This is a genomic window from Gemmiger sp. An50 (assembly GCF_002161595.1).
Taxonomy (GTDB): Bacteria; Bacillota; Clostridia; order Oscillospirales; family Ruminococcaceae; genus Allofournierella.
Map to the genome: position 1 here is coordinate 77,623 of NZ_NFID01000004.1, position 21,560 is coordinate 99,182.

Here is a 21,560-nt window from a genome sequence, read left to right on the forward strand (position 1 = left end):
GCAAAAAGGTCTGCCCGGCTTATGCCGTTTAAAAAGGGGAGTTTTCCCGCCGCTGTGAAACGGCAAAAATCAACGAAGCGAAAAGGAATTTCTATGACGCAACAAAACATTTTGGCCCGGCTGCGGCGGCTGCCCGGCGGGGTGTTCTGGCTGCTGGGTTGGCTGTGCGCCTGCGCCGGGGCCGTGTGCTTTGCCTATTACTGGCGGGTGTTTTATTACCTGGAGGGACGCATCGCGGCGCTGCCTCTCACCGCGGCTATGGTGGGCCTGGCCAGCCTGGCCACCCTGGCGGTGTTTTTGCTGGTACGTTTTGTCAAACAGCTGGATACCAAGGCCGCCGTCTGCATCTTTTTGTGCGGCGCGCTGTTCTGTTTTGCCAACCCGCCCCTGCAAACGCCGGACGAGACCAACCACTTTCTGCGCAGCTATTCGCTGAGCCTGGGGCATCTGGATTTTGATGCCAGCCGCACCTATCCGGACGATGTGGCCAAGCTGGTGGAAAGCTTCCCCGGAGCCTGGGTCAACAGTCACACCAGCCAGGGCATGACCACCGACGAGGACGGCAATCCCAGGGTCTACACCACCGAGGGCTATGCTCTCAAGCAGCAGGGCGAGGGCGGACCGGTGAGCGGCGTGGCCGACGGCTTTGCCGCCTATTTCGACGGCCAGCCCGCCGAGAATTCCGTGAGCGAGCCCTATTTCTTCATGACCATCTCCATGGCGCCCCAGGCGCTGGGCATTCTGATCGCCCGGCTGCTGGGCTTCGGCGCGCTGGGCTGCATGTACGCCGCCCGGCTGGCGAACCTGGCTGCCTATGCGGTGCTGTGCTGGCTGGCGCTGCGCAACTGCAAGCGCTACAAGCCGGTGTTCCTGGCCTTCATGCTGCTGCCCCTGAGCCTGTATATGGCCGCCTCGGTGAGCTACGACGCCACCCTGCTGGGTTTTTATTACCTGGTGGCCAGCTTCTACTGCAAGGACGAGATCACCGACCGGGACATTGCCCTGTTCCTGTTTGCCTTTGTGATGATGAACGTGGCCAAGCCCTACATCAACCTGCTGTGGCTGGTGCTGCCCATCGTGCTGCCCAAGAGTGCCTGGAAGACCCGCTGGAAGAAGTGGCAGCTGGCGGTCGCCTGCCTGGTGGGCGGCTTTGCCCTGGGCAAGTTCTTCGACTGGTACGGCACCGCCTTCCGCTACAACTACCCCTATGTGGGGCGGCAGATTGCCGGGGCCGGCGAGGTGGAGCAGCTGGCGTTCATCCTCTCGAACCCGCTGCGCTATATCGCGGTGCTGCTGGGCACCTTCTACGAAAACAAATTCTACGTGGGCCAGATGGGCCTGTTCGGCGCGCTGGATCTGGAGGTGCCCTTCATCAGCCTGATCAGCCCCATGCTGCTGTTGTTCGGCGCGGTGCTGTCGGTGCATGAGAAGAGCAGCCTGAAGCCCGCGCCCGCCCTGGGCCTGGGCGCGCTGAGCGTGCTCTACATCACCGGCGCGGCCACTGCCATGTATATCACCAGCACACCGGTGGGCATGATCCGCATCATCGGTGTGCAGGCGCGGTACTTCCTGCCCGCGTTCTTGATGCTCACGGTGCTGCTGGCGGCGGTGCTCAGCCATGTGCTGGAGCCGCGCCTTGCCGCGGGGCAGAAAAAGCCCCAGGCGGTGGCGCTGTGGACCTTTGCCGCCTTCGGCATGCTGGGTGCGGTGCTGCTGTTCCAGCATTACTTCATCGGGCCGGTGTTCGTTTTGCCCGGCTGACCGATTTTAACTTGACTGAAAAGGGGGAAAACGCGTGATGGTAACGATCAGCGGATTCCTGGCGCTGGCGGCCATTGGGCTGTACAGCGCCTTCCTGGCCCGGATCTGCCGGGCGGATGCCGCCCTGTTTGCGCTGCCGGTGATCGGCGGCGGGGCGGTGTGGCTCTGCCTTTGGGGCTTTTTGGGCCTGCTGCCGGTGGGCGGCTGGCTGTTTTATCTGGGCGCGGCGGCGCTTGTGGCCGTTCTGCTGGCTCGCCGCCGGCTGGCCGAAACGCTGGAGACCCTGTTCACACCGGCCTTCGGTGTGTTTTTAGCGGCCAGTGTGTTCTTTCTGGTGGTGTTTGCCATCACCCGGCCGGAGTTTGCCCAGAACGACGAATTCACCCTGTGGGGTTCGGCGGCCAAGCTGACCAAGCTGCAGAATGTGCTGCACCCGGCAGCTCATGGCAATCTGCTGGCCAAGGCCTCCAACCCGGGCATGATGCTGGTGGTCTATCTGTTCCAGTTCTTCAGCGCCGGGTTCTCGGAGTGGAGCGCCTACTTTGCCTACGACGCCATGCTGGCCGCGGCGGTGGCCGCCATGGCTGCACTGGCGGGCAAACGCTGGTCGGGCACTCTGGTGCTGGCGGGCTGCGGGTTCCTGCTGCCTTACTTTTTCAGCGCCCCCTCGGTGGGGGAGCTGTCCACCGTATATCTCTCGGTGCTGGGCGATCTGCCCCTGGGCTTTGTGTTCGGGGCCACGGTCTGCCTGTATTTTGCATTAAAAGACAAGATCTGTTGCCTGCCGGTGCTGCTGGTGCAGGTGAGCTTTCTGACCCTCATCAAGGATATGGGCCTTGCCTATGCCCTGATCGCGGTGGGCCTTATCTGCGCGGATGCGCTGCTCACCGGGTCGCTGGCGGGCTTTGTCCGCCGGCTGGCCAAGGCAGTGGGCGGCGGCGTGCTGCTGGCCGTTCCGGTGGCGGGCTTTTACCTGGGCTGGACCCGCTATGTGGCGGCTATGACCGGCGCGGATAAAACCACCGTGGGCAGCGGCGACGCGGCCATGAGTCAGGGGGCGGCCATCCTTTCCGGCGTGCGGCAGCTGCTGCGGCTGGAGGAGCCCACCGAAAAGTTCACCCAGGTGAGCGCCCTGATGCTGAAAAGCCCGGTGAGCGTGCCGGTCTGCCTTTTGGGCGGCGGTGCGCTGGCGCTGGCGGCCATCTTCCTTGTGCTGGCTGTGGTGTTCTTTGCCCAGAAAAAGGGGGAGGAGCGCCGCCGGCCGGTGGTGCTGGCAGTGTTCGGCACCCTGGCGCTGGTGGCTTTTCTGGTGTTCCACCTGTTTTTGTATGTGTTCAACTTCAAGGACGCGGAGGCCCTGGAGCTGAAGGATTACATCCGCTACATCGGACCTTATTATCTGGGCTTTTTCCTGATGGCGTTGGGCCTTCTGGCCCGGGCGGGCTTTGGCGGCGCGTGGGCCAAGCTGGCCCGGCTGGCCGGTGTGGGCGTGCTGGCGGTGTTCTGTGTGCTGATCGGCTGGCGGGGCGTGCCTGCCGCGGGATTCTGGAACTATCCCCATGTGGTCTACGCGGTGCGGGATGACGTGAAGGAGCGGGCCGGGCAGGTGAACGACCTGCTGGATTGGGACGATACTGTTCTGCTCATCAGCCAGGGCGACGACGCCACCCGCTGGAACTACTTCGGCTACGACCTGAACGCCACTCTGGCCCGGGGCTTCGGCGGCTTCGGCTACGGCCACGAGGGCGACTGGAGCTGGGACACCACCCACATGAATCTGGTGGACCCGGCCCGTGCGCAGGAGGGCATGCCGGAGGTGTACCCCTACCAGACCGTCTGCACGGCGGACGATCTGCGGCTGTTTTTGCTGGACAAGCGCTACACCCACATCCTCATCGACGAGAGCGACGATTACATCGCCGGGATCATCGGCCCCGCCTTTGGCATCGACGATCTGCCCGACCGGCGCACCGATTCGGTGATCCTGCTGCGGGTGGAGTATGAGGGCGACACCGTGCGTTGGGTGCGCGAGGAAGGAGGCGCGGCATGAAACGACCGATTCGCTGGCTGGCGGCGGCCTACCTTGCCGTGCTGGCCCTCTGGCTGATTTTTGGCGGGGTGAGCCTTGCCAAAAGCGCCTGGTATGCCCATAAAGGAATGAAGACACAGACCGAGCTTGCCTGGCAGGACCTGACCGGCGTGGGTGTGCAGGAGCTGGAAGGGCAGGGGGAAGGCGTGTGGTACGTCTCCACCGACACCGACCCCCAGCTGCACTGGACCGCCCCGAATCCGGAAGGGATTTATCTGGAAACGGTGGAGCTGCGCGTGGAGCAGCTCACCCCCGGCCAGGCGGTGGTGCTCTACTGGAAAGAGCCGGGCCAGGCGGATTTTTCCGCGGCCCAGATGGTGTATGCACAAAAGACCGCGGATGGCGTGTACCGCTTTGATCTGGGCGGGTGCGTGGTGAGTGAGATTCGTCTGGACCCGGACAGCGTGGGCGGCGTGACCACCCGCTTTAACGGGGTGACCCTGAACCCGGCCGAGGGCTGGTACACCGCCTTTGTTCCCACCGCCACCGGCCTTGTGCTGGGGCTGCTGGCGCCGCCGGTGGCTGTTGCGGTGCTGTGGGAGCTGTGGGCAATTTTAGAGCCTGAACCTTTCCGGGCAACACCGCGTAATTCACACCGTAAAGGTTCAGGCGGCGACCCGCGCTGAAATTTTCCGTGATGTTTTCCCAAAATGCTCGGCAATCCACCAAGGATTGCCTGTGCTTTTGGGTTCGCCTCACAAAAAATTTCCAAGCGCGTTCCACCACCTGGAATCACGCGGTATCGCCTTTAAAAAGGAGAAATGAGCTTGCAGTATTTTGATCTGGTTTTGAGTTTTACGGCCCTGTTCGGCCTGTGCGCCTTCCTTACGCTGAAGGCACGGCTGCACAGTGCGCTGGCTCCGCTTGCCGCGCTGGGTATCACCAGCATCTGGTTCACCCTGGCGGGTGTGGCGGATCTGCTGGTGGCGGGCGGCTGGGTGTTCTATCTGGCGGCCTGGGGCCTGGGCGTCTTTGCCCTGGTGACCAAACGCAGCGAGGCCCGGCGGCTGCTCAGCCCCGGCGCGGTGGTGTTCTGGGGGCTGGCTGTCAGCTTCGCGGTGTATTTTTCCATCCGCCAGCCCATGTTTCACGATTTCGACGAGTTCAGCTTCTGGGGCCCGGCGGCGCAGATGACCAGTACCACCGATCATCTGTACACCATCTGTGAATACGGCACGCCCTGGCAGGCCACCCAGAACTGTGGCCTGATCGTGTTGAGCTACTTTGTGCAGTTCTTCGGCGCATTCGCGCCCTTTAAGGTGTATCTGGCCTACGACCTGCTGCTGTTCGCCTGCATCGCCGCACTGGTGGGCGTCATTGGCTTCAAGCATTACCGGCTGGCGCTGCCCATGGCGGTGATCGGCTGGTGCACCCCCTGGTTCTTCACGGTGTACGCCCGTACCATCTTCCTTGACGATACCTACATGAGCGCCTACGGCGACATACCCGCCGGCATGCTGGCGGGCGGCGCGGTGGCCATGTGGATCGCTCTGCGCAGCGAAAAGGGCGCGGGACCCCGCTGGGCGGTACTGCCGGTTCTGGCTTTGCTGGCCAACATCAAGGACAACACCTTCCCCATTGCGTTGATTGCGGCGGGCTGCATCGCGGCGGATGCCTTCCTCTTTGATTACAAGGACCGCTGGAAGCAGGGTCTGGCCCGGCGGTTCGGCTTCGCGGTGCTGTGTCTGGCAGCGCCGTTGGCTCAGTATAAAATATGGAGCAATTACATCGCGGTACTGGTGCAGAAAAACGCTGAGAGCGGCGGCACCGGTGTGACCTCCCTGAGCCCCTTTGGCGCGGCACTGCAGGGCACCAAGATGCTGCTGGGCCTGCCGGTATCGGAGGAGTACGCAGCCCGGCAGGAGCAGTTCTACACTGCCATGGCCGACATGTGGGACGCTTTTTTCAGCAGTGAAAAATGGACCCTTTCCATGATCGGCCCGGGTGTGGTGGTCGCGGCGATGATTCTTGTTCTGTTCGTGATCGCGCTGGTGTTCGCAAAAGGTATGCGCCAGCGGCTGCGTGTACTGTGCTGGATGGGGCTGAGCAGTCTGGGCTTTGTGGCCTACAGCTATGTGATTGCCTTGAGCTACGGCTTCATCTTCAAGCCCTCTCAGGCGGTGAATCTGGATGATTACAGCCGCTACATGAACACCTACTACATCGCCTGGTTCCTGATTGCCGCGGCGGTGCTTTCCTGGGTGGTGCAGACCGGGCGCTGGCGGCTGCTGGCTCAAACCGGTGCACTGGCCTTTGCCTGCCTGATGCTGCTGCGGGTGAATATGATGGTGCTACCCCAGATGAGCGTGCTGGGCTTTTCCGATGCCACCTTCGCGGACCAGTACCTGATCATGGAAAAGGTGGACGCGGTGAAGGCCCAGATCGACGAGGACGACCGCATCTTCTTTGTGAGCCAGGGTGACAACGGCCTGCTGTGGTTCACCTACAGCTGCTACTTCCAGCCCAACATTCTGGACTACAGCGGTTGGGAGGAAAACAAGGAGACCGGCCTGTATGGCGCGGGCGGCGGTACCTTCTGTCTGCCCGAGAACATGCCCTCGGAGGATGTGGAGGGCGCGATCTATTTCCATGCTTACAGCACCGAGGACTTTGCGAAGGCCGTGGCCGAGAGCGGCTGCGAATACATCTTTGTGGACAAGCTGGACGCGGGCTTTGTGGCCGGATACGGCAGCCTGTTCACCGATGGCCTGGCCGCCGCCGAAAACGGCGAAACGCTGCTCTACCGCATCACGCCCGACGGCTATGAGCCGGTGGCGATGGAGGTGCCCCGATGATTCCGAAACTGAAACAATGGCTGGAACGCCCGGCCTTTCTGCCCCTTTTGTGCTATGTGGTGGCGCTGATCGTCTGGCTGGGGGGCAGCGTCTGGAGCCTTGGAATGGATACAATTGCCAAGGCGGGCGGAAACCTTTACCAGTGTGAGCTTACCCTGGAGAATTTTGAGCTGGTGGACATGCAACTGCTGGAGGACGGCAGCTACATCACCACCAGCGGCGACCCCCAGATGATCTGGCATAACACCGACGGCATGACGGTGCGCACCCTGCGCCTGACGGCCACCTTCGACCGCAGCCCCCGGGAGATGTGCCTGTATTACACAAACGCCGAGGGCGAGGACTTCAGCGTGAACAAGCGGGTCTTTGCCGCCCAGCAGGACGACGGCAGTTATGTGTACACTCTGCCCCAGAGCAGCATTGCCGCCCTGCGGCTGGACCCCTGCAGCCCCGAGGAGGGCAAGCCCGTGACCATGACCTTTTCCGGCTTTTCCATGAACGAGCCGGCCAGCGTGGTCAGCTACTTTGCCCCCGGCTGGTACGGGGCCATGGAACTGGTGCTTTACCCGGGGCTTGCGGCCTGCGCGCTGTCGCTGGCTCAAAGCGCCTGGCAAACATATCAAGCAAAGAAAAAGCGCTGAGTGCCGCTTTCAACAGCGGCACGGCGCCAGCCCAATCTTTGGAAAAGAGGTTATTGAAAATGGCAAACTTTATTCCTTTGTCCGTTCCCAATTTTTCCGGCAAGGAAAAAGAATATGTGAACGACGCGGTGGTCAGCGAGTGGGTGTCCACCGGCGGCAGCAAGGTGGGCGACTTTGAAAAGGCCATCGCCGACTATGTGCACATGGACCGGGCCGTGGCCTGCAACTGCGGCTCCTCCGGCCTGCACCTGGCCATGCTGATCTCCGGCGTGGGCATGGGCGACGAAGTGATCGTGCCCACCCTCACCTTCATCGCCGCGGTCAACCCGGTGCGCTATGCCAATGCCGAGCCGGTGTTCATCGGCTGTGACGACAGCCTGTGCATGGACCCCGCCGCCGCCGAGCGCTTCTGCAAAGAGGAGTGCCACATGGAAGACGGCAAGCTGATCAACAACACCACCGGCCGCCATGTGAAGGCCCTGCTGGTGGTGCATGTGTTCGGTAACATGGCGGATATGGTGGAGTTCACCCGCATTGCCAAGGAATACAACCTGATTCTGATCGAGGATGCCACCGAGGCTCTGGGCACCTACTACACCAGCGGTCCCTTCGCGGGCAAGTACGCCGGTACCATCGGCGACGTGGGCGTTTACAGCTTCAACGGCAACAAGCTCATCACTACCGGAAGCGGCGGCATGGTGGTCTCCAACCATCCGGACTGGGCCGAGCATGCAAAGCATCTGTCCACCCAGGCCAAGGTCGACGAGCTGCAGTTTTTGCACGACGAGGTGGGCTACAACTACCGCCTGACCAACCTGCAGGCGGCGCTGGGCCTGGCTCAGATCGAGCAGGTGGAGGGCTTCATCGCCCACAAGCATGAGATGTGGCAGATGTACAAGGACGCCCTGGACGGCAAGAACGGCTACCGCATCCTGCCCTTCCGGGACGACTGCACCCGCTCCAACAAGTGGTTCTTCTCCCTCTATCTGGAGGATTCCCGCCACCAGCGTGACGCCATCATTCAGGCACTGAAGGAGCAGAAGATCCAGACCCGTCCGGTGTGGGCGCTGATCCACGAGCAGGCGGACTACGGCAAAAACCAGGTGTTCAGCGACGAGAAGGCCCAGGACTACCGGGCTAAGATCGTGAACCTGCCCTGCTCCACCAACCTGACCCGCGAGGACTGCCAGCGGGTCATCGACGCGCTGCTGGCGCTGTAACAATACATCCACGAAAGAGAGGCGAGCGCCCATGCTGCGCATCGACGAGCTGCTGATCGACGAAAATACCAGTGTGCTGAATACCCTGAAAAAGCTGGACGAGACCGGCCAGCGCATCCTGTTCATTGCCCCGGAGGGCAAGCTGGCGGCGGCGGTGACCGACGGCGACATCCGCAAGTACATTCTGCGGGGCGGCGCGCTGGAGGGCCCGCTGCGCGAGGCCGCCAACTACCACCCCAAAAGCCTGCCTCTGGAGCAGCGCGGTCGCGCCCGGGCCTACATTGAAGAGCAGGGCATCGACGCGTTGCCCCTGCTGGACAAGCAGGGCCGCATTGTGGACATCATCTTCACCAGCGGCGTGGATCTGGACAACCGCACCTGCGCCGGGCTGTCGGTGGTTATCATGGCCGGCGGTCTGGGCACCCGCCTGTACCCCTATACCAAGATCCTGCCCAAGCCCCTGATCCCGGTGGGCGAGCGCCCTATCCTGGAGCTCATCATCGACCGCTTCTGCGATTTCGGCTGCACCGATTTCCATCTGGTGGTCAACTATAAAAAGAACATGATCAAGAGCTACTTCAACGATCTGGAGAAGAGCTATCAGGTTTCCTACGCGGATGAGGACCAGCCTCTGGGTACCGGCGGCGGTCTGTGCCTGTTGAAGGGCAAGCTGGACCACACCTTCTTTCTGTCCAACTGCGACATCCTGCTGGATGCCGACTACGGCGATATCCTGAACTACCACAAGAGCCAGGGCAACCTCATTACCATGGTCTGTGCGGTGAAGCACTTCACCGTGCCCTACGGGGTCATCGAGCTGAACAACGACGGCACCATCCAGACCATGCGGGAAAAGCCGGAGATGAACTTCCTCACCAACACCGGTGTGTATGTGGTGGAGCCCCGCGTGGTGGAGGAGCTGGAGGACGGAAAGAAGCAGGGCTTCACCGACATCATCGAGCACTACCGCTCCATCGGTGAAAAGGTGGGCGTGTACCCCATCAGCGAGCAGAGCTGGATGGACATGGGCCAGATCGAAGAGCTGGACCACATGCGCCGCCGCCTGGAGGGCAACAGCTGATTTTTCCGCAAAACGGCCGCGCCTGCGGCCGAAAACCGGTGAAAAACAGTTGAAAAGCAAATAAAAATTACGTTTTGTATAAGAAATGGAGCGATTCCATGAGCGTTTTGATCATTGCGGAAGCCGGTGTGAACCACAACGGCAGTCTGGAGCTGGCCAAGAAGATGGCCCTGGTGGCCAAGGAATGCGGCGCGGATGTGGTGAAATACCAGACCGCCGTGCCCGAGCTGGTCATCTCCAAATTCGCCCAGAAGGCGGAGTATCAGAAGCGGGAGACCGGGGCCGAGGAGAGCCAGCTGGAGATGGTGCGCCGCATCCACTTCGGCTTTGAGGCCCATAAGGAGCTGAAGGAATACTGCGATTCCATCGGCATCCAGTATCTGTCCGCCCCCTTCGACCTGCCCAGCGTGGAGTTCCTGGCCAGCCTGGACCTGCCCATGTGCAAGGTGCCCAGCGGCGAGATCACCAACCTGCCCTATCTGGAGGCGGTGGGCCGCACCAAAAAGCCGGTGATCCTGTCCACCGGAATGAGCACCCTGCCCGAGATCGAGGATGCCCTGAGCATCCTGGAGGAAAACGGCTGCCCTGAGGTGACCGTGCTGCACTGCAACACCGAGTACCCCACCCCCTACGAGGACGCGAATCTGCTGGCCATGCTGGAGCTGGGCGAGCAGTTCGGTCTGCCCTACGGCCTTTCCGACCACACCTCCGGCTGGGAGTGCGACGTGGCTGCGGTGGCTCTGGGGGCAACGGTCATTGAAAAGCACTTCACGCTGGACAAGACCATGGAGGGCCCGGACCACAAGGCCAGCCTGGAGCCCGCCGAGCTGAAAGCCATGGTGGATGCGGTGCGCCATACCGAAGCCGCCCTGGGCACCGGCTGCAAGGCGGTGAGCACCAGCGAAGCCAAAAACAAGCCCATCGCCCGCAAGAGCATCGTGGCGGCCCGGGACATCAAGGCGGGGGAGACCTTCACCGCCGACAACCTGACCACCAAACGCCCCGGCGACGGCATCAGCCCCATGCGCTGGTACGAGGTGCTGGGCAAGACCGCCAAGCGGGATTTTGAAGAGGACGAAAAAATCGAGCTGTGAGCAAAGCGGCTTGATGGAAACTACAAAAGGGGGTGCTGCCCATGGCAGCCCAGCCAAAGACCCTTGCGGTCGTCACCGGGACCCGGGCCGAGTACGGTCTGTTGCGTCCGGTGATCCAAAAACTGTTAAAATCTGACGATTTTATACTAAAAGTATTGGTGACCGGTGCCCATCTGGCCCCGGAATTCGGCAATACCGTGCAGGAGATCGAAGCGGACGGGGTACCCATCGCCGCCCGCATCCCCATTCTGAAATTTGGTAACGGCCCGCTGGCCACGGCGGACACGGTGGCCTATACCATCCAGCAGTTCAGCCGCTGGTTCTGGGAGCATAAGCCGGACGCGGTGCTGGTGCTGGGCGACCGGTACGAGATCTTCGCGGCGGCCCAGGCGGCGGCCATGACCGGGGTGCCCATCGCCCATATCAGTGGCGGCGACGTGACCCTGGGCGCGGCGGACGACTACTACCGCCACTGCATTACCAAGATGGCCCACCTGCATTTCCCCAGCTGCGCGGAATATGCCCGGCGGGTCATCCGCATGGGCGAAGCGCCGGACACCGTGTTCAACGTGGGGGGGCTGGGGGATGAGAACATCCGCACCATGCCCAAGATGAGCCGGGAAGAACTGAGCGAGAGCCTGGGCTTTGATCTCTCCGGCCCCTTCGCCCTGGTCACCTTCCACCCGGAAACCGCCGGCGGGGCCAGCCCCACCGAACAGGTGGCCCAGCTGCTGGCCGCCATGGAGCAGCTGCAAAAGACTCGCCCGGTGCGCTGGCTCATCACCAAGGCCAACGCGGACGCGGGCGGACTTGCCATCAATGAGCTGATCGACCGTTGGGTGGAACAATATCCCGACAAGGCCATTGCCTTTACCAGCCTCGGGGTCAAGCGGTATCTCTCCGCCATGGCCTGCGCGGCGGCGGTGGTGGGCAATTCCTCCTCTGGCGTGGTGGAGACCCCCACCTTCGGGGTGCCCACGGTGAACATCGGCGAGCGGCAGGCCGGGCGGATCATCTGCCCCAACGTGCTCTGCTGCAAGGCTGAGGAGGGCGAGATTCGGGCGGCTCTGGAAACCGCCTTCAGCCCGGAATTTTCCGCCAGGGCAAAACAGACCGTGAGCCCCTACAACGGGGGCGATACCAGCGGCCGCATTGTGGAAGTTCTGCGTCGGCAGCTGGCCCGGCCGGACTTCGGCGCGCCCAAGGGGTTCTACGATGGACCCGTGGAGTAAGCGGTACCCGATGGCCCCGGGCATGCTCCGGAAAGCGGAGTTCAAGCCGGGCCAGCGGGTGCTTGCCATCAGCGATATCCACGCCTGCAAGGCTCTGCTGGAACGCCTTTTAAAAAAACTGGATTACCGCCCCGGCACCGATGCACTGGTGCTGGCGGGGGACCTTCTGACCAAGGGCGAAGAGAACATGGCCATGCTGGACCTCGCCATGGAGCTTGCGGCGCTGCCGGATGTGTACATCCTGCTGGGCAACTGCGACGGCATGAACGACGAGGCCGAGGCCCCCTGGCTGCCGGTGTTTCTGGACCGCCAGCCCAGGCAGCTGTTCTGGGAGCAGTGCGCGGCTCAGGGCATCGGCCGGAGCGAGGCACTGGCGGATGCCCACGGCACCATCCAGGCCCTCTGCCGGGCCTATCCGGAGCAGGCGGCCTTTCTGACCGGGCTGCCCCGCATCCTGGCAAGTGAGCAGTATTATTTCGCTCACGCGGCCATGGATGCGGCCAAGCCCCCGCAGGAGCAGGACCCGGTGGATGTGATCACCCGGCGGGGTTTTCTGCAAACCGCCGGGCGTTTCGACCGTCTGCTGATCGTGGGCCATTATCCGGCCTGCAATTACGACCTGACCGAGTGCCGCCTTTCTTCTTATTATGACAAGGCGCGGAACATCCTCTGCATCGACGGGGGCAACCGGGTCAAGACCGGCGGCCAGCTGAACGGCGTGGTTTTACAGGACGGCAGATATCTGGGCTGCGAATGGGTGGACGATCTGCCCGCCGCCCGGGTGCTGCGCCCGCAGGCGGAAAAGCCCGCCACCGTGAACATCAACTGGCCCAGCTATGGGGTGCAGCCCCTGCAATGGCAGGGCGAACTGTGCCGCTGCCGCCACGAAACGACCGGCCGGGAATTCTGGGCCCCGGCTCAGCTGGTGGAGCAGACGGAAAGCGGCTGGAAGCTGGCGGACGACTACACCGACTACCGCCCGCCGCTGCAAACCGGCCAGCAGGTGGGCCTTGCCGCCCGGGCAGGGGACTGGGCGCTGATCAAAACCGGCGACCGGCCCGGCTGGGTCCCGGCCAGCTGGCTGCAACAGGAATGAACCCCGGCCCATGCCAGAACGGGCGGGCCGGAACAAAAAACGCGAGGTGTGAACAAATGAAACTTTTGATCGTGGGTCTGGGCAGCATGGGCAAGCGCCGTGCCCGCCTGGCCAAGGGAATGGATGCATCCATCCAGATCAGCGGCGTGGACACCACCGAGTCCCGCCGGGCTGAGGCCGAGGGTCTGGGCATCACCGCCTATGCCAGCATCGGCGAAGCGGTGGCGGCCGAGCAGTTCGACGCGGCACTGGTCTGCACCGCCCCCATCACCCATGCGGCTATCATCAGTGAGCTGCTGGATGCGGGTCTGCCGGTGTTCACCGAGCTGAACCTGGTGAGCGACGGCTACGAAGAGAACATGAAAAAGGCGAAGGAAAAGGGCCTGCCCCTGTTTCTTTCCTCCACCATGCTCTACCGGGGCGAGACCCAGTACATCAAACAGCAGGTGAAAGCCTTTGACAAGCCGGTGAACTACATCTACCACATCGGCCAGTACCTGCCGGACTGGCACCCCTGGGAGAACTACAAGAACTTCTTCGTGGGCGACAAGCGCACCGGCGGCGTGCGGGAGATCTTCGGCATCGACCTGCCCTGGCTGCTGGACACCTTCGGCCCGGTGAAGAGCCTGCATGTGGAAAAGGACAAGATCAGCCAGCTGGAGGTGGACTACCCGGACAGCTACTTTGTGACCCTGCGCCACGAAAACGGCGTGAAGGGCATGCTGGCGGTGGATGTGGTGAGCCCCAAGGCGGTGCGCAACTTTGAATGCTTTGGCGAAGGACTGCACCTGTTCTGGGAGGGCAACCCCAAGAGCCTTTACACCTTCGACCACGACAAGGGCGAAAAGCTGCCGGTGAACACCTACGAGAGCTTTGAGCACGATTCCCGCTACAGCGACAACATCGTGGAAAACGCCTACGTGGACGAGCTGGCCAACTTCTTCGCGGTGCTCAAGGGCGCCGAGCAACCCCGCTACAGCTTCGAAAAGGATCTGGAGACCATCCGGCTGATCGAGGCCATCGAGGAGGCATAAGGCCGGTTTTCGGAAAAATGCAAAAGGAGGAAGTACCATGAAAGTATTGTTTGTGGGGCTGGGTTCCATCGGCAAGCGGCATCTGAACAACCTGATCCACATCGCCTCCCGGCGGGGCATTCCGCTGGAGGTGGACGCGCTGCGCTCCAGCTTAAAGCCCCTGCCCCCCGAGCTGGCGGCGGTGATCAAGCACCAGTACATCGACTTCGAGCAGCTGGGTCACTACGACGTGGCCTTCATCACCAACCCCACCGGCCTGCATGCCTCCACTCTGGCGGGCCTGGCGGGCAAGGCGGAGAACCTGTTCATCGAAAAGCCCATCTTCGATCACACCGATTACGACCTGGCCGAGCTGGGTCTGGAGACCCAGAAGGCCTATGTGGCCGCGCCCATGCGCTGGTGCGGCACCTTCCTGGCGCTGAAAAAGCTGATGCCCACCCTGCGGCCCTACTCCGCCCGGGTCATCTGCTCGTCCTACCTGCCGGATTGGCGGCCGGGTGTGGACTACCGCAAGGTCTACTCCGCCCACAAGGACATGGGCGGCGGTGTGACCATCGATCTGATCCACGAGTGGGACTACATGGTGGAGCTGTTCGGCAAGCCCCTGGAAAGCTACAACTTCAAGGGCACCTATTCCGATCTGGAAATCGACTCGGACGATCTGTCTATCTACATCGCTCGCTATCCGCATATGCTGGCGGAGATCCATCTGGACTACTTCGGCCGCACCTACCGGCGCACCATCGAGCTGTTCTGCGCCGACGGCACCGTGACCGCCGACTTCGGCGAGGGTACCCTGACCCTGGCCAACGGCCTGGTGCAGCATTTTGAGGAGCCGGTGAACGACCGCTACATGCGGGAGATGGAGTATTTCCTGGACTACGCCATCAACGGCCAGGGCGAGAGCATCAACAGCCCGGCCATGGCGCTGGACGTGCTCAAGCTGACCCTGGGCGAGGAATAAAAGGAATCAATCCGAAAGAAGGAACGAAACGTGGAAAAACTGCTCATCACCATCTGCGGCCGCGCAGGCAGCAAGGGATTCAAAAACAAGAATCTGAAGGTGTTCTGTGAAAAGCCGCTGGTGTATTACACCCTGAGCGCCGCCTCCCTGTTCAAGGCTGCCCGGCCGGACGTGCAGGTGGACATCTGCCTGAACACCGACAGCCAAGCCCTGGCGGACCTGGTGGCCGCCAAATACCCCGAGGTGGTCTTCCTGCCCCGCGGCGAGGCGCTGGGCGGCGACACGGTGCCCAAGATGGCCGTCTTTCAGGACAGCCTGGCCCGCATGGAGGAGAAAAACGGCTGCACCTATGATTACGTGATGGATCTGGACATCACCAGCCCGCTGCGCACCGCCAAGGACGTGCAGAACGCCTTTGAGATGAAGGCTGCCCGTCCTGACCTGGACCTGGTGTTCAGCGTCACCGAGTCCCGCCGGAACCCCTGCTTCAATATGGTGCGGGACTGCGGCGACCACGTGGAAAAGGGCATCGACAACGCCACCTACACCGCCCGTCAGCAGGCCCCGGTGTTTTACGACGTGAACGCCAGCATCTATGTGTTCCGCGGGGATTTTTTGGCAAACAACACCACCGGCATTCTGTGGGACGGCAAGATCGGCGTGAGCAAGATGCTGGACACCGGCGTGCTGGACATCGACAGCGAAGAGGACTTCCTGCTGATGGAGGTCATCGCCGGGCATCTGTTCAAGACCTTGCCGGAGTTTGCCCAGGTGCGGGACAACATCCGGGAATAAAACGCGGCGCGGGGGCCTGCGGCTCTCGCGCCGAAATCTGCTATCGAGGAATACCATGGGAAAGACACAAAACTCCTGCGCCCGGGCGCAGCGGAACAATCTGATCTTCTGCTTTACCCTGGCCATGGTGCTGGTGGGCGGCGTTTATCTGCTGCTGGGCTTCTGGCCCTTCGGCGACGGCACCATGCTCACCGGCGATCTGAACGGCCAGTATGTGGCCTACCTGGCGGATTTGAAACGCCGCCTGGGCGAGGGCGGCCTGTTCTACAGCTTTGCCAAGCTGTGCGGCGGCAGCACCCTGGGCCTGTTTGCCTATTACATGGCCAGCCCCTTCAATCTGATTTTGCTGGCGCTGCCGCTGCGCATGATTCCGGTGGCGGTGCAGCTCATGTTCTGGCTGCGCACCGCCCTCACCGCCACGGCCTGCTGCTTCTTTCTGCAAAAGCACCTGAACAGCGCCAGCCCGCTGCTGGCGGCGCTCAGCCAGGGGTATGGCCTCTGCGCCTTCTGCGTGGTCTACAGCCAGAATGTGATCTGGATGGACGTGGTGCTGCTGGCGCCGCTGGTGCTGTGGGCTCTGGAACGGCTGGTGGATACCGGCCGGCACTGGGCGCTTTTGTGGCTGGTGTTCGCCTGTGTGCTCCTGAACTTCTACACCGCCTGGGCGGTGTGCCTGTTCAGCGTGATCTACTTCTTCTACTACTGGGCCACCAGTGAACAGTTGGGCGAACGGACCGGCCGCCTGTTTGCCCACCGGTTTGGCCGGTTTGCGGCCAGCGGCGTGCTGGGCGCGGGGCTGGGCATGGTGCTGCTCTATCCGGCGCTGGTGGAAATTGAGGAGAGCAAGGGCGCACTGTTTGCCATGGAGCTCTCGCTGGAGCCCAATTTCAGCCTGCCCCAGCTGGTGTGGCAGCTGTTCTTCGGCAACTTTTTCTGGGAGGACGTGACCGGCGGCCTGCCCAACATCTACTGCGGCGTGTTCTGCGTGGTGCTGGGACTCTTCTTCTTTTTCAATGAGAAGATTCGCCTGCGGGAAAAGCTAGCCGCCGCCGGGGTGCTGGCGGCGCTGGTGCTCAGCTTCTGGGTGAGCGGCATTGATCTGATCTGGCACGGCTTCAAGGAGCCGGTCTGGTTCCCGTATCGTTATAGCTTTTTAGCCAGCCTGTTCCTGCTGCTGCTGGCCGCCCGCGCTCTGCTGGCGGCTCGGCCCAAGGTCTGGGCATTCGCGGCGGCCGGGGTACTGGGCGCGCTCTGGCTGGCCGGCTACACCGCCACCGCCGGGGAGGAGTTTTCCGCCCTCAAGCTGGTCATGTGCGGCGGGCTTTACTTCGGCACGCTGGTTTGCATCTGGCTGCTGGGCACAAAGCGCAGTGTGGCTCTGCTGGGCACCGCGGGCTTCTGCTGCCTGGCTGCGGCGGACATGGGTGTGAACAGCATGCTCAGCCTGCGCAAGTTTGAAAGCTACCCCAAAAGCGGATTCGAGACCTTCTACGACCAGGGCCGTCAAGTGGTCCAGGCGCTGGAGCAGAAGGACGATGGCTACTACCGGCTGGAAAAGAACTTCATGCGCACCCTGAATGACCCCATGCTGCTGGGCTACTGGGGCATCAGCCATTATTCCTCCACCAAGGCCAGCACCGCAAAGCCCATGCTGGAGCAGCTGGGCTATGTGAACTACACCACCTACGGCTGGGGCTCCACCGCGGTGGCGGACAGCCTGCTGGGCATTAAATATCTGTATACCGACGGCAGTCGCCCGGTACCCGCGCCCTATCAGAAGCTGGAGCTGGGCACCGAGCTGGAGGTGTATGAAAATCCCTATGCTCTGCCGCTGGCCTATGTAGGCAGCGCGGATGCTCTGACCGTGGACGTGGAGGGAAGCAGCAATACCTTCCAGTTACAGAATGAGATGCTGCGGGCGCTGGTGCCCGGCGGTGCCGACGCGCTTCTGCCTGCTCAGAATGTGACGGTGGACGAGCAGGGCAAGGGGCTCACCGTGTATTTCACCATACCGGTGAGCGGGCCCTGCTATCTGGCGGTGCCGGATACCGGCAACTTCCTGCCGGCGGACGTAAAGCTGGACGGTGAGCTGCTGGGCGAGTACTTCCAGGGCGACTCGTTGGGCGGCGTGTTCCCGCTGGGCAGCCTGGAAGCCGGGCAGACGGTCTGCCTGCAGCTGGGCGTGGAGGACCCGGCCCAGTATATTGATAAGCTGCAGATCTACAGCCTGGATGAGACAGCGCTGGCGGGGGCCATTGCGCAGTTGAAGAAAAACGCACCCACCGAGCTGACCATCCGGGAGGGCGGCAGCATCCAGGTGACCGCCCAGGGCAGCGAAGAGAACGATCTGCTGATTTTGCCCTTCGCCTGGGAGGACGAAGCCCACTGGACCGCCGAGCGCAACGGCGAGCCGGTGCCGGTGGAGCAGGTCTTTGAGGGCATGATGGGCGTGCGGCTGGAAGAAGGGGAAAATCAGATCCGGCTGACCTACCATCACCCGGGCGCGGCCACAGGCGCGGCGGTGAGTGGCCTGTGCCTGATCGCCGTGCTGGGCTGGTATGCGGCCGGGCGGCGCAAAACGCAGAAGGATAGGGGAGAAATGTTATGAACGACCAGCAGCGTGTGCTGGAATTTGTGATGGCGGCGGGCGAGGTGCTGCTGAAAAACGGGGCCGAGGTGAGCCGCACCCAGCAGACCATGGAGATCATGGCCAAAAGCCTTGGGGTGGACAGCTTCCACGGCTATGTGCTCACCAACGGCCTGTTCGCCAGTATGGGCACGGATTACGGCCAGCCGGCCCAGATCCGCAGCGTGCCCGCCAGTGAGGTGCACCTGGGCCGGGTGGAGGCGGTGAACGCTCTTTCCCGCAAGATCGCCCAGGGGCATGTGACCCTGGATGAGGCCTACGAAGAGCTGGAGCGAATCAAAAAGATGCCCTACGCCCCCAGCCGGGATCAGATTCTGGCCTGCGGCGCGGGCAGCGCCTGCTTTGCGCTCATGTTCGGAGGCATCTGGCAGGACGGCCTGATCGCTCTGGCGGTGGGCCTTGGCTTGCAGGTATTTTTGCTGTGGATGGGCCGCTGGGGTCTGAACAAGCTGTTTACCAAGTTTTTGGGGGCAGCCTTTGTGGCACTGGCCACCATGCTGCTCTTCCTCACCGGCTTTGGCCAGAATATGGATAAGTCCATCATCGGCGCGCTGATGTCTCTGGTGCCCGGCATGGCGCTGACCCTGGGCATCCGCGATCTGATCATGGCGGACTTTTTGTCCGGCACCATCCGTCTGCTGGACGCCCTGCTCACTGCCGCCTGCATCGCCTGCGGCGTGGGCCTCGTGCTGGGCCTGGCCACCATGATCCCGGGGGTGAACGTATGATGCTGATGATGATCGAGTTTCTGCGCCAGCTGGCGCTGGCCTTTCTGGGCACCGTCTGCTTCGGCCTTTTGTTCCATGTGCCGCCCCGGCATTTTGCCGCCTGCGGTACCGTGGGCGCCATCGGCTGGCTGGTCTACTGGGCTATGATGCAGATGCAGCCCAGCTCGGTGCTGGCAAGTCTGGTGGCGGTGATCCCGCTGACCATCGCCACCCGGGCCTTCGCCATCGTGCGCCGCGCCCCGGTGACCCTGTTCCTGATTCCCGGCATCTTCCCGCTGGTGCCCGGCGCGGGCATCTACTACACCGCCTACGCCTTCATCACCGGCGACACCGTTCAGTGCGCGGCCAAGGGCGCGGAGACGCTGAAAATCGCTGTGGCGCTGGCCATGGGCATCGCGATGGTCATGTCCATCCCGCTCAAGCCCAGCAATCTGCGCCGAGATAAGCGCTGACGAAAATCCATAAAAATTCTTTTTGCGGAAAGATCCCCGCGCGGCAGGCAGGCCGCGCGGGGATTTTTTGCGTAAAAAAGCAGACTTTGACGGCGGGCGGCTCGCAGGGCCCGGCACCCCTTTTCCTCGTTCAGCATAGGCTGTCGAAAAAAAGGGGGGATTCGGGTGAAGAAAAAATTCATCCTGTCCGTGGGGGTTGGCGCGCTGTGGCTGGCATTGTCGGTCTGGCTGTCGGTCCCCTGGATTCAGGAAACGGCACAGGTGCTGCCGCCGGTCTATGTGTGGGCAGTGGTGGTGGGCATCGCCTTTTTGCCGGGTTATTTAATGAGCGCCATGTTCTTTTCCAACCTGCTGCACCGGAAGGTGCGTCAGTATCCGCAAACCTGTGAGGACACCACCGTCGTCTTGTGCGCCCACAACGAGGAGGGGATCATCGCCGGGACCATCCAGGCGCTGTTCAGCCAGAATTATGCCGGGCGCATCTGCATTCTGGCGGTGGATAATGCTTCCACCGATGGCACCAAACGCCAGATCCAGGCCCTGGCCCGGCTGGCTCCGGCAAACCGGCCGGTACGCTATTTGTATTGTGAGCAGCTGGGCAAGGCCAATGCCCTGAACATGGGCCTGGCGCAGGTATGCACCCGGCATTTTCTCACCGTGGACGCGGACACCTGGCTGGAGAAAAACGCGGTGCAGCGAATTATGAACCATATCACGGCGCAAAGAAAGGGCTGCGTGGCGGGCAACCTGTTCGTGCAGAACCCCACCCGGGGTCTGGCGGCAAGGCTGCAAAATTACGACTACCTGCTCAGCATCGCGGCGGTGAAACGGTTTCAGGGCAGTTACGATTCCACCCTGGTGGCCCAGGGGGCCTTCAGCGCCTACAATACCTGCGCCGTGCGCCAGGCGGGGGGCTGGCGGCAGGTGATGGGCGAGGACATCGTGCTCACCTACCGGCTGCTGGAGCTGGGCTATGCTTCCGGCTATGAGCCCGCCGCCGTGGGCTATACCAAGGTGCCGGAGACGCTCGGCGGGCTCTACCGGCAGCGGCGGCGCTGGGCCATGGGCATGCTGGAGGGATTGCGGGAGGTACCGCCCTGGCGGCAGCGGGGCTATGCCCGGTATTTCACCAGTGTGAACCTGAGCATCCTCTATCTGGACCTTGCCTATCTGTTCGGCTTTGTGCCCGGGGTGATTCTGGCGCTATTCGGCTATTGCTATCTGGTGGGTCTGCTTACCCTGTTCACCGCGCTAGTGGGGGCGCTGTTCTTCTGGACCGTTTACCGGTACCAAAAGCGGCTGGGCATTCCGTTCAAAAACACGGTATTTGGATTTGTTCTGTTTCTGCTTTTCTTCCAGCTGGTGCAGAGCACAGCATCCTTGAACGGTTATCTGTGCCACATCATGGGCAAAAAGGGGGAGTGGAAATGAAAGCAAAAGAGCTTTTGTTTCCGGCAGGGGTGCTGCTTGCCGCCGCTCTGGTGGCGGCACTGCTGCTGGGATATATCTTCCGGCGGGTCCAGCGGGCGCCCATCCCGCCGCAGGAGCTGACGGGCAAGCCGGTCGTGGCGCTGACCTTCGACGACGGGCCGAACGTCCGGTATACCCGGAGGCTGCTGGATGTACTGTATGAAGAGCAGGCGCCCGCCACCTTTTTTCTGGTGGGGGAGCAGATCGAGGGCAATGAGATTATTGTGAAGGAGATAGCGGCCAGCGGGCATGAGATCGACAGCCATACGAGCAGCCACCCCAATCTGAACCAGCTCACCGAGGGCGAGACGCGGATTGACCTGGAGCGGATAATTCCGGAGCTGCGCCGCCGCGGCTTTGCCTTCGCAACGCTCAGCCAGATGGAAGCGGCCGGTTATCATGTGACTATCTGAAATCCGGGCAAAACAAAAAAGCCCCCTGCCGGTGAGGCAGGGGGCAAA

General features: G+C 62.3%; 18 protein-coding genes. All 18 read left to right on the forward strand.

The window, feature by feature from the left end; all coding sequences use genetic code 11:
* Positions 1-93: 93 nt before the first annotated feature.
* The 18 genes from B5G03_RS05530 to B5G03_RS05615 all read left to right on the forward strand — a co-directional run bounded on the left by B5G03_RS05530 (position 94) and on the right by B5G03_RS05615 (position 21,512).
* Entirely contained in the window at positions 94-1,761 is a 1,668-nt protein-coding gene (locus tag B5G03_RS05530) for a DUF2142 domain-containing protein (protein ID WP_162613348.1), read from the forward strand.
* A 34-nt stretch (positions 1,762-1,795) separates the two neighbouring features.
* On the forward strand, positions 1,796-3,811 hold the full coding sequence (locus B5G03_RS05535) for a hypothetical protein (RefSeq protein ID WP_140401642.1): 2,016 nt from the start codon (positions 1,796-1,798) through the stop codon (positions 3,809-3,811).
* The gene (locus B5G03_RS05540; protein WP_087180766.1) at positions 3,808-4,476 is read left to right on the forward strand and encodes a hypothetical protein; all 669 of its coding nucleotides are present in this window, start codon (positions 3,808-3,810) and stop codon (positions 4,474-4,476) included. The genes B5G03_RS05535 and B5G03_RS05540 overlap by 4 nt, the downstream gene beginning before the upstream one ends.
* A gap of 141 nt (positions 4,477-4,617) precedes the next feature.
* On the forward strand, positions 4,618-6,645 hold the full coding sequence (locus tag B5G03_RS05545) for a hypothetical protein (RefSeq protein ID WP_087180767.1): 2,028 nt from the start codon (positions 4,618-4,620) through the stop codon (positions 6,643-6,645).
* A complete protein-coding gene (locus B5G03_RS05550) occupies positions 6,642-7,286 on the forward strand; it encodes a hypothetical protein (RefSeq protein WP_087180768.1) in 645 nt (214 codons plus the stop codon). Before B5G03_RS05545 ends, B5G03_RS05550 begins: the two co-directional genes overlap by 4 nt.
* Before the next feature lie 59 nt (positions 7,287-7,345).
* On the forward strand, positions 7,346-8,506 hold the full coding sequence (locus B5G03_RS05555; protein WP_087180769.1) for a LegC family aminotransferase: 1,161 nt from the start codon (positions 7,346-7,348) through the stop codon (positions 8,504-8,506).
* Between the two features lie 31 nt (positions 8,507-8,537).
* A complete protein-coding gene (locus B5G03_RS05560; protein ID WP_343286890.1) occupies positions 8,538-9,587 on the forward strand; it encodes a sugar phosphate nucleotidyltransferase in 1,050 nt (349 codons plus the stop codon).
* Between the two features lie 98 nt (positions 9,588-9,685).
* Complete coding sequence (gene neuB, locus B5G03_RS05565) at positions 9,686-10,681, forward strand: N-acetylneuraminate synthase (RefSeq protein ID WP_087180770.1); 996 nt, start codon at positions 9,686-9,688, stop codon at positions 10,679-10,681.
* Positions 10,682-10,722: 41 nt separating this feature from the next.
* The gene (gene neuC / locus B5G03_RS05570) at positions 10,723-11,913 is read left to right on the forward strand and encodes a UDP-N-acetylglucosamine 2-epimerase (protein WP_087180771.1); all 1,191 of its coding nucleotides are present in this window, start codon (positions 10,723-10,725) and stop codon (positions 11,911-11,913) included.
* Positions 11,897-13,009, forward strand: a complete 1,113-nt coding sequence (locus B5G03_RS05575; protein ID WP_087180772.1) for a metallophosphoesterase — start codon at positions 11,897-11,899, stop codon at positions 13,007-13,009. Before neuC ends, B5G03_RS05575 begins: the two co-directional genes overlap by 17 nt.
* A gap of 56 nt (positions 13,010-13,065) precedes the next feature.
* A complete protein-coding gene (locus tag B5G03_RS05580; RefSeq protein ID WP_087180773.1) occupies positions 13,066-14,043 on the forward strand; it encodes a Gfo/Idh/MocA family protein in 978 nt (325 codons plus the stop codon).
* A 37-nt stretch (positions 14,044-14,080) separates the two neighbouring features.
* Positions 14,081-15,007, forward strand: a complete 927-nt coding sequence (locus tag B5G03_RS05585; protein ID WP_087180774.1) for a Gfo/Idh/MocA family protein — start codon at positions 14,081-14,083, stop codon at positions 15,005-15,007.
* A 30-nt stretch (positions 15,008-15,037) separates the two neighbouring features.
* Positions 15,038-15,802, forward strand: a complete 765-nt coding sequence (locus tag B5G03_RS05590) for an acylneuraminate cytidylyltransferase family protein (protein WP_087180775.1) — start codon at positions 15,038-15,040, stop codon at positions 15,800-15,802.
* A 55-nt stretch (positions 15,803-15,857) separates the two neighbouring features.
* Entirely contained in the window at positions 15,858-18,410 is a 2,553-nt protein-coding gene (locus tag B5G03_RS05595) for a YfhO family protein (RefSeq protein WP_087180776.1), read from the forward strand.
* Positions 18,407-19,177, forward strand: a complete 771-nt coding sequence (locus B5G03_RS05600) for a threonine/serine exporter family protein (protein WP_087180777.1) — start codon at positions 18,407-18,409, stop codon at positions 19,175-19,177. Before B5G03_RS05595 ends, B5G03_RS05600 begins: the two co-directional genes overlap by 4 nt.
* Positions 19,174-19,629 (forward strand): threonine/serine exporter family protein, encoded by a 456-nt coding sequence (locus B5G03_RS05605; RefSeq protein ID WP_242962300.1) that lies wholly within the window; start codon positions 19,174-19,176, stop codon positions 19,627-19,629. The genes B5G03_RS05600 and B5G03_RS05605 overlap by 4 nt, the downstream gene beginning before the upstream one ends.
* A gap of 165 nt (positions 19,630-19,794) precedes the next feature.
* Complete coding sequence (locus B5G03_RS05610; RefSeq protein ID WP_087180778.1) at positions 19,795-21,060, forward strand: glycosyltransferase family 2 protein; 1,266 nt, start codon at positions 19,795-19,797, stop codon at positions 21,058-21,060.
* The gene (locus B5G03_RS05615) at positions 21,057-21,512 is read left to right on the forward strand and encodes a polysaccharide deacetylase family protein (RefSeq protein WP_087180779.1); all 456 of its coding nucleotides are present in this window, start codon (positions 21,057-21,059) and stop codon (positions 21,510-21,512) included. The genes B5G03_RS05610 and B5G03_RS05615 overlap by 4 nt, the downstream gene beginning before the upstream one ends.
* The last annotated feature ends 48 nt before the right edge of the window (positions 21,513-21,560 follow it).

Bases quoted from the DNA above. Each gene is read 5' to 3' on its own strand.
- B5G03_RS05530 (WP_162613348.1), top strand. From the start codon at position 94: ATGACGCAACAAAACATTTTGGCCCGGCTGCGGCGGCTGCCCGGCGGG.
- B5G03_RS05540 (WP_087180766.1), top strand. From the start codon at position 3,808: ATGAAACGACCGATTCGCTGGCTGGCGGCGGCCTACCTTGCCGTGCTG.
- B5G03_RS05550 (WP_087180768.1), top strand. From the start codon at position 6,642: ATGATTCCGAAACTGAAACAATGGCTGGAACGCCCGGCCTTTCTGCCC.
- B5G03_RS05555 (WP_087180769.1), top strand. From the start codon at position 7,346: ATGGCAAACTTTATTCCTTTGTCCGTTCCCAATTTTTCCGGCAAGGAA.
- B5G03_RS05560 (WP_343286890.1), top strand. From the start codon at position 8,538: ATGCTGCGCATCGACGAGCTGCTGATCGACGAAAATACCAGTGTGCTG.
- neuB (WP_087180770.1), top strand. From the start codon at position 9,686: ATGAGCGTTTTGATCATTGCGGAAGCCGGTGTGAACCACAACGGCAGT.
- neuC (WP_087180771.1), top strand. From the start codon at position 10,723: ATGGCAGCCCAGCCAAAGACCCTTGCGGTCGTCACCGGGACCCGGGCC.
- B5G03_RS05575 (WP_087180772.1), top strand. From the start codon at position 11,897: ATGGACCCGTGGAGTAAGCGGTACCCGATGGCCCCGGGCATGCTCCGG.
- B5G03_RS05580 (WP_087180773.1), top strand. From the start codon at position 13,066: ATGAAACTTTTGATCGTGGGTCTGGGCAGCATGGGCAAGCGCCGTGCC.
- B5G03_RS05585 (WP_087180774.1), top strand. From the start codon at position 14,081: ATGAAAGTATTGTTTGTGGGGCTGGGTTCCATCGGCAAGCGGCATCTG.
- B5G03_RS05595 (WP_087180776.1), top strand. From the start codon at position 15,858: ATGGGAAAGACACAAAACTCCTGCGCCCGGGCGCAGCGGAACAATCTG.
- B5G03_RS05600 (WP_087180777.1), top strand. From the start codon at position 18,407: ATGAACGACCAGCAGCGTGTGCTGGAATTTGTGATGGCGGCGGGCGAG.
- B5G03_RS05605 (WP_242962300.1), top strand. From the start codon at position 19,174: ATGATGCTGATGATGATCGAGTTTCTGCGCCAGCTGGCGCTGGCCTTT.
- B5G03_RS05615 (WP_087180779.1), top strand. From the start codon at position 21,057: ATGAAAGCAAAAGAGCTTTTGTTTCCGGCAGGGGTGCTGCTTGCCGCC.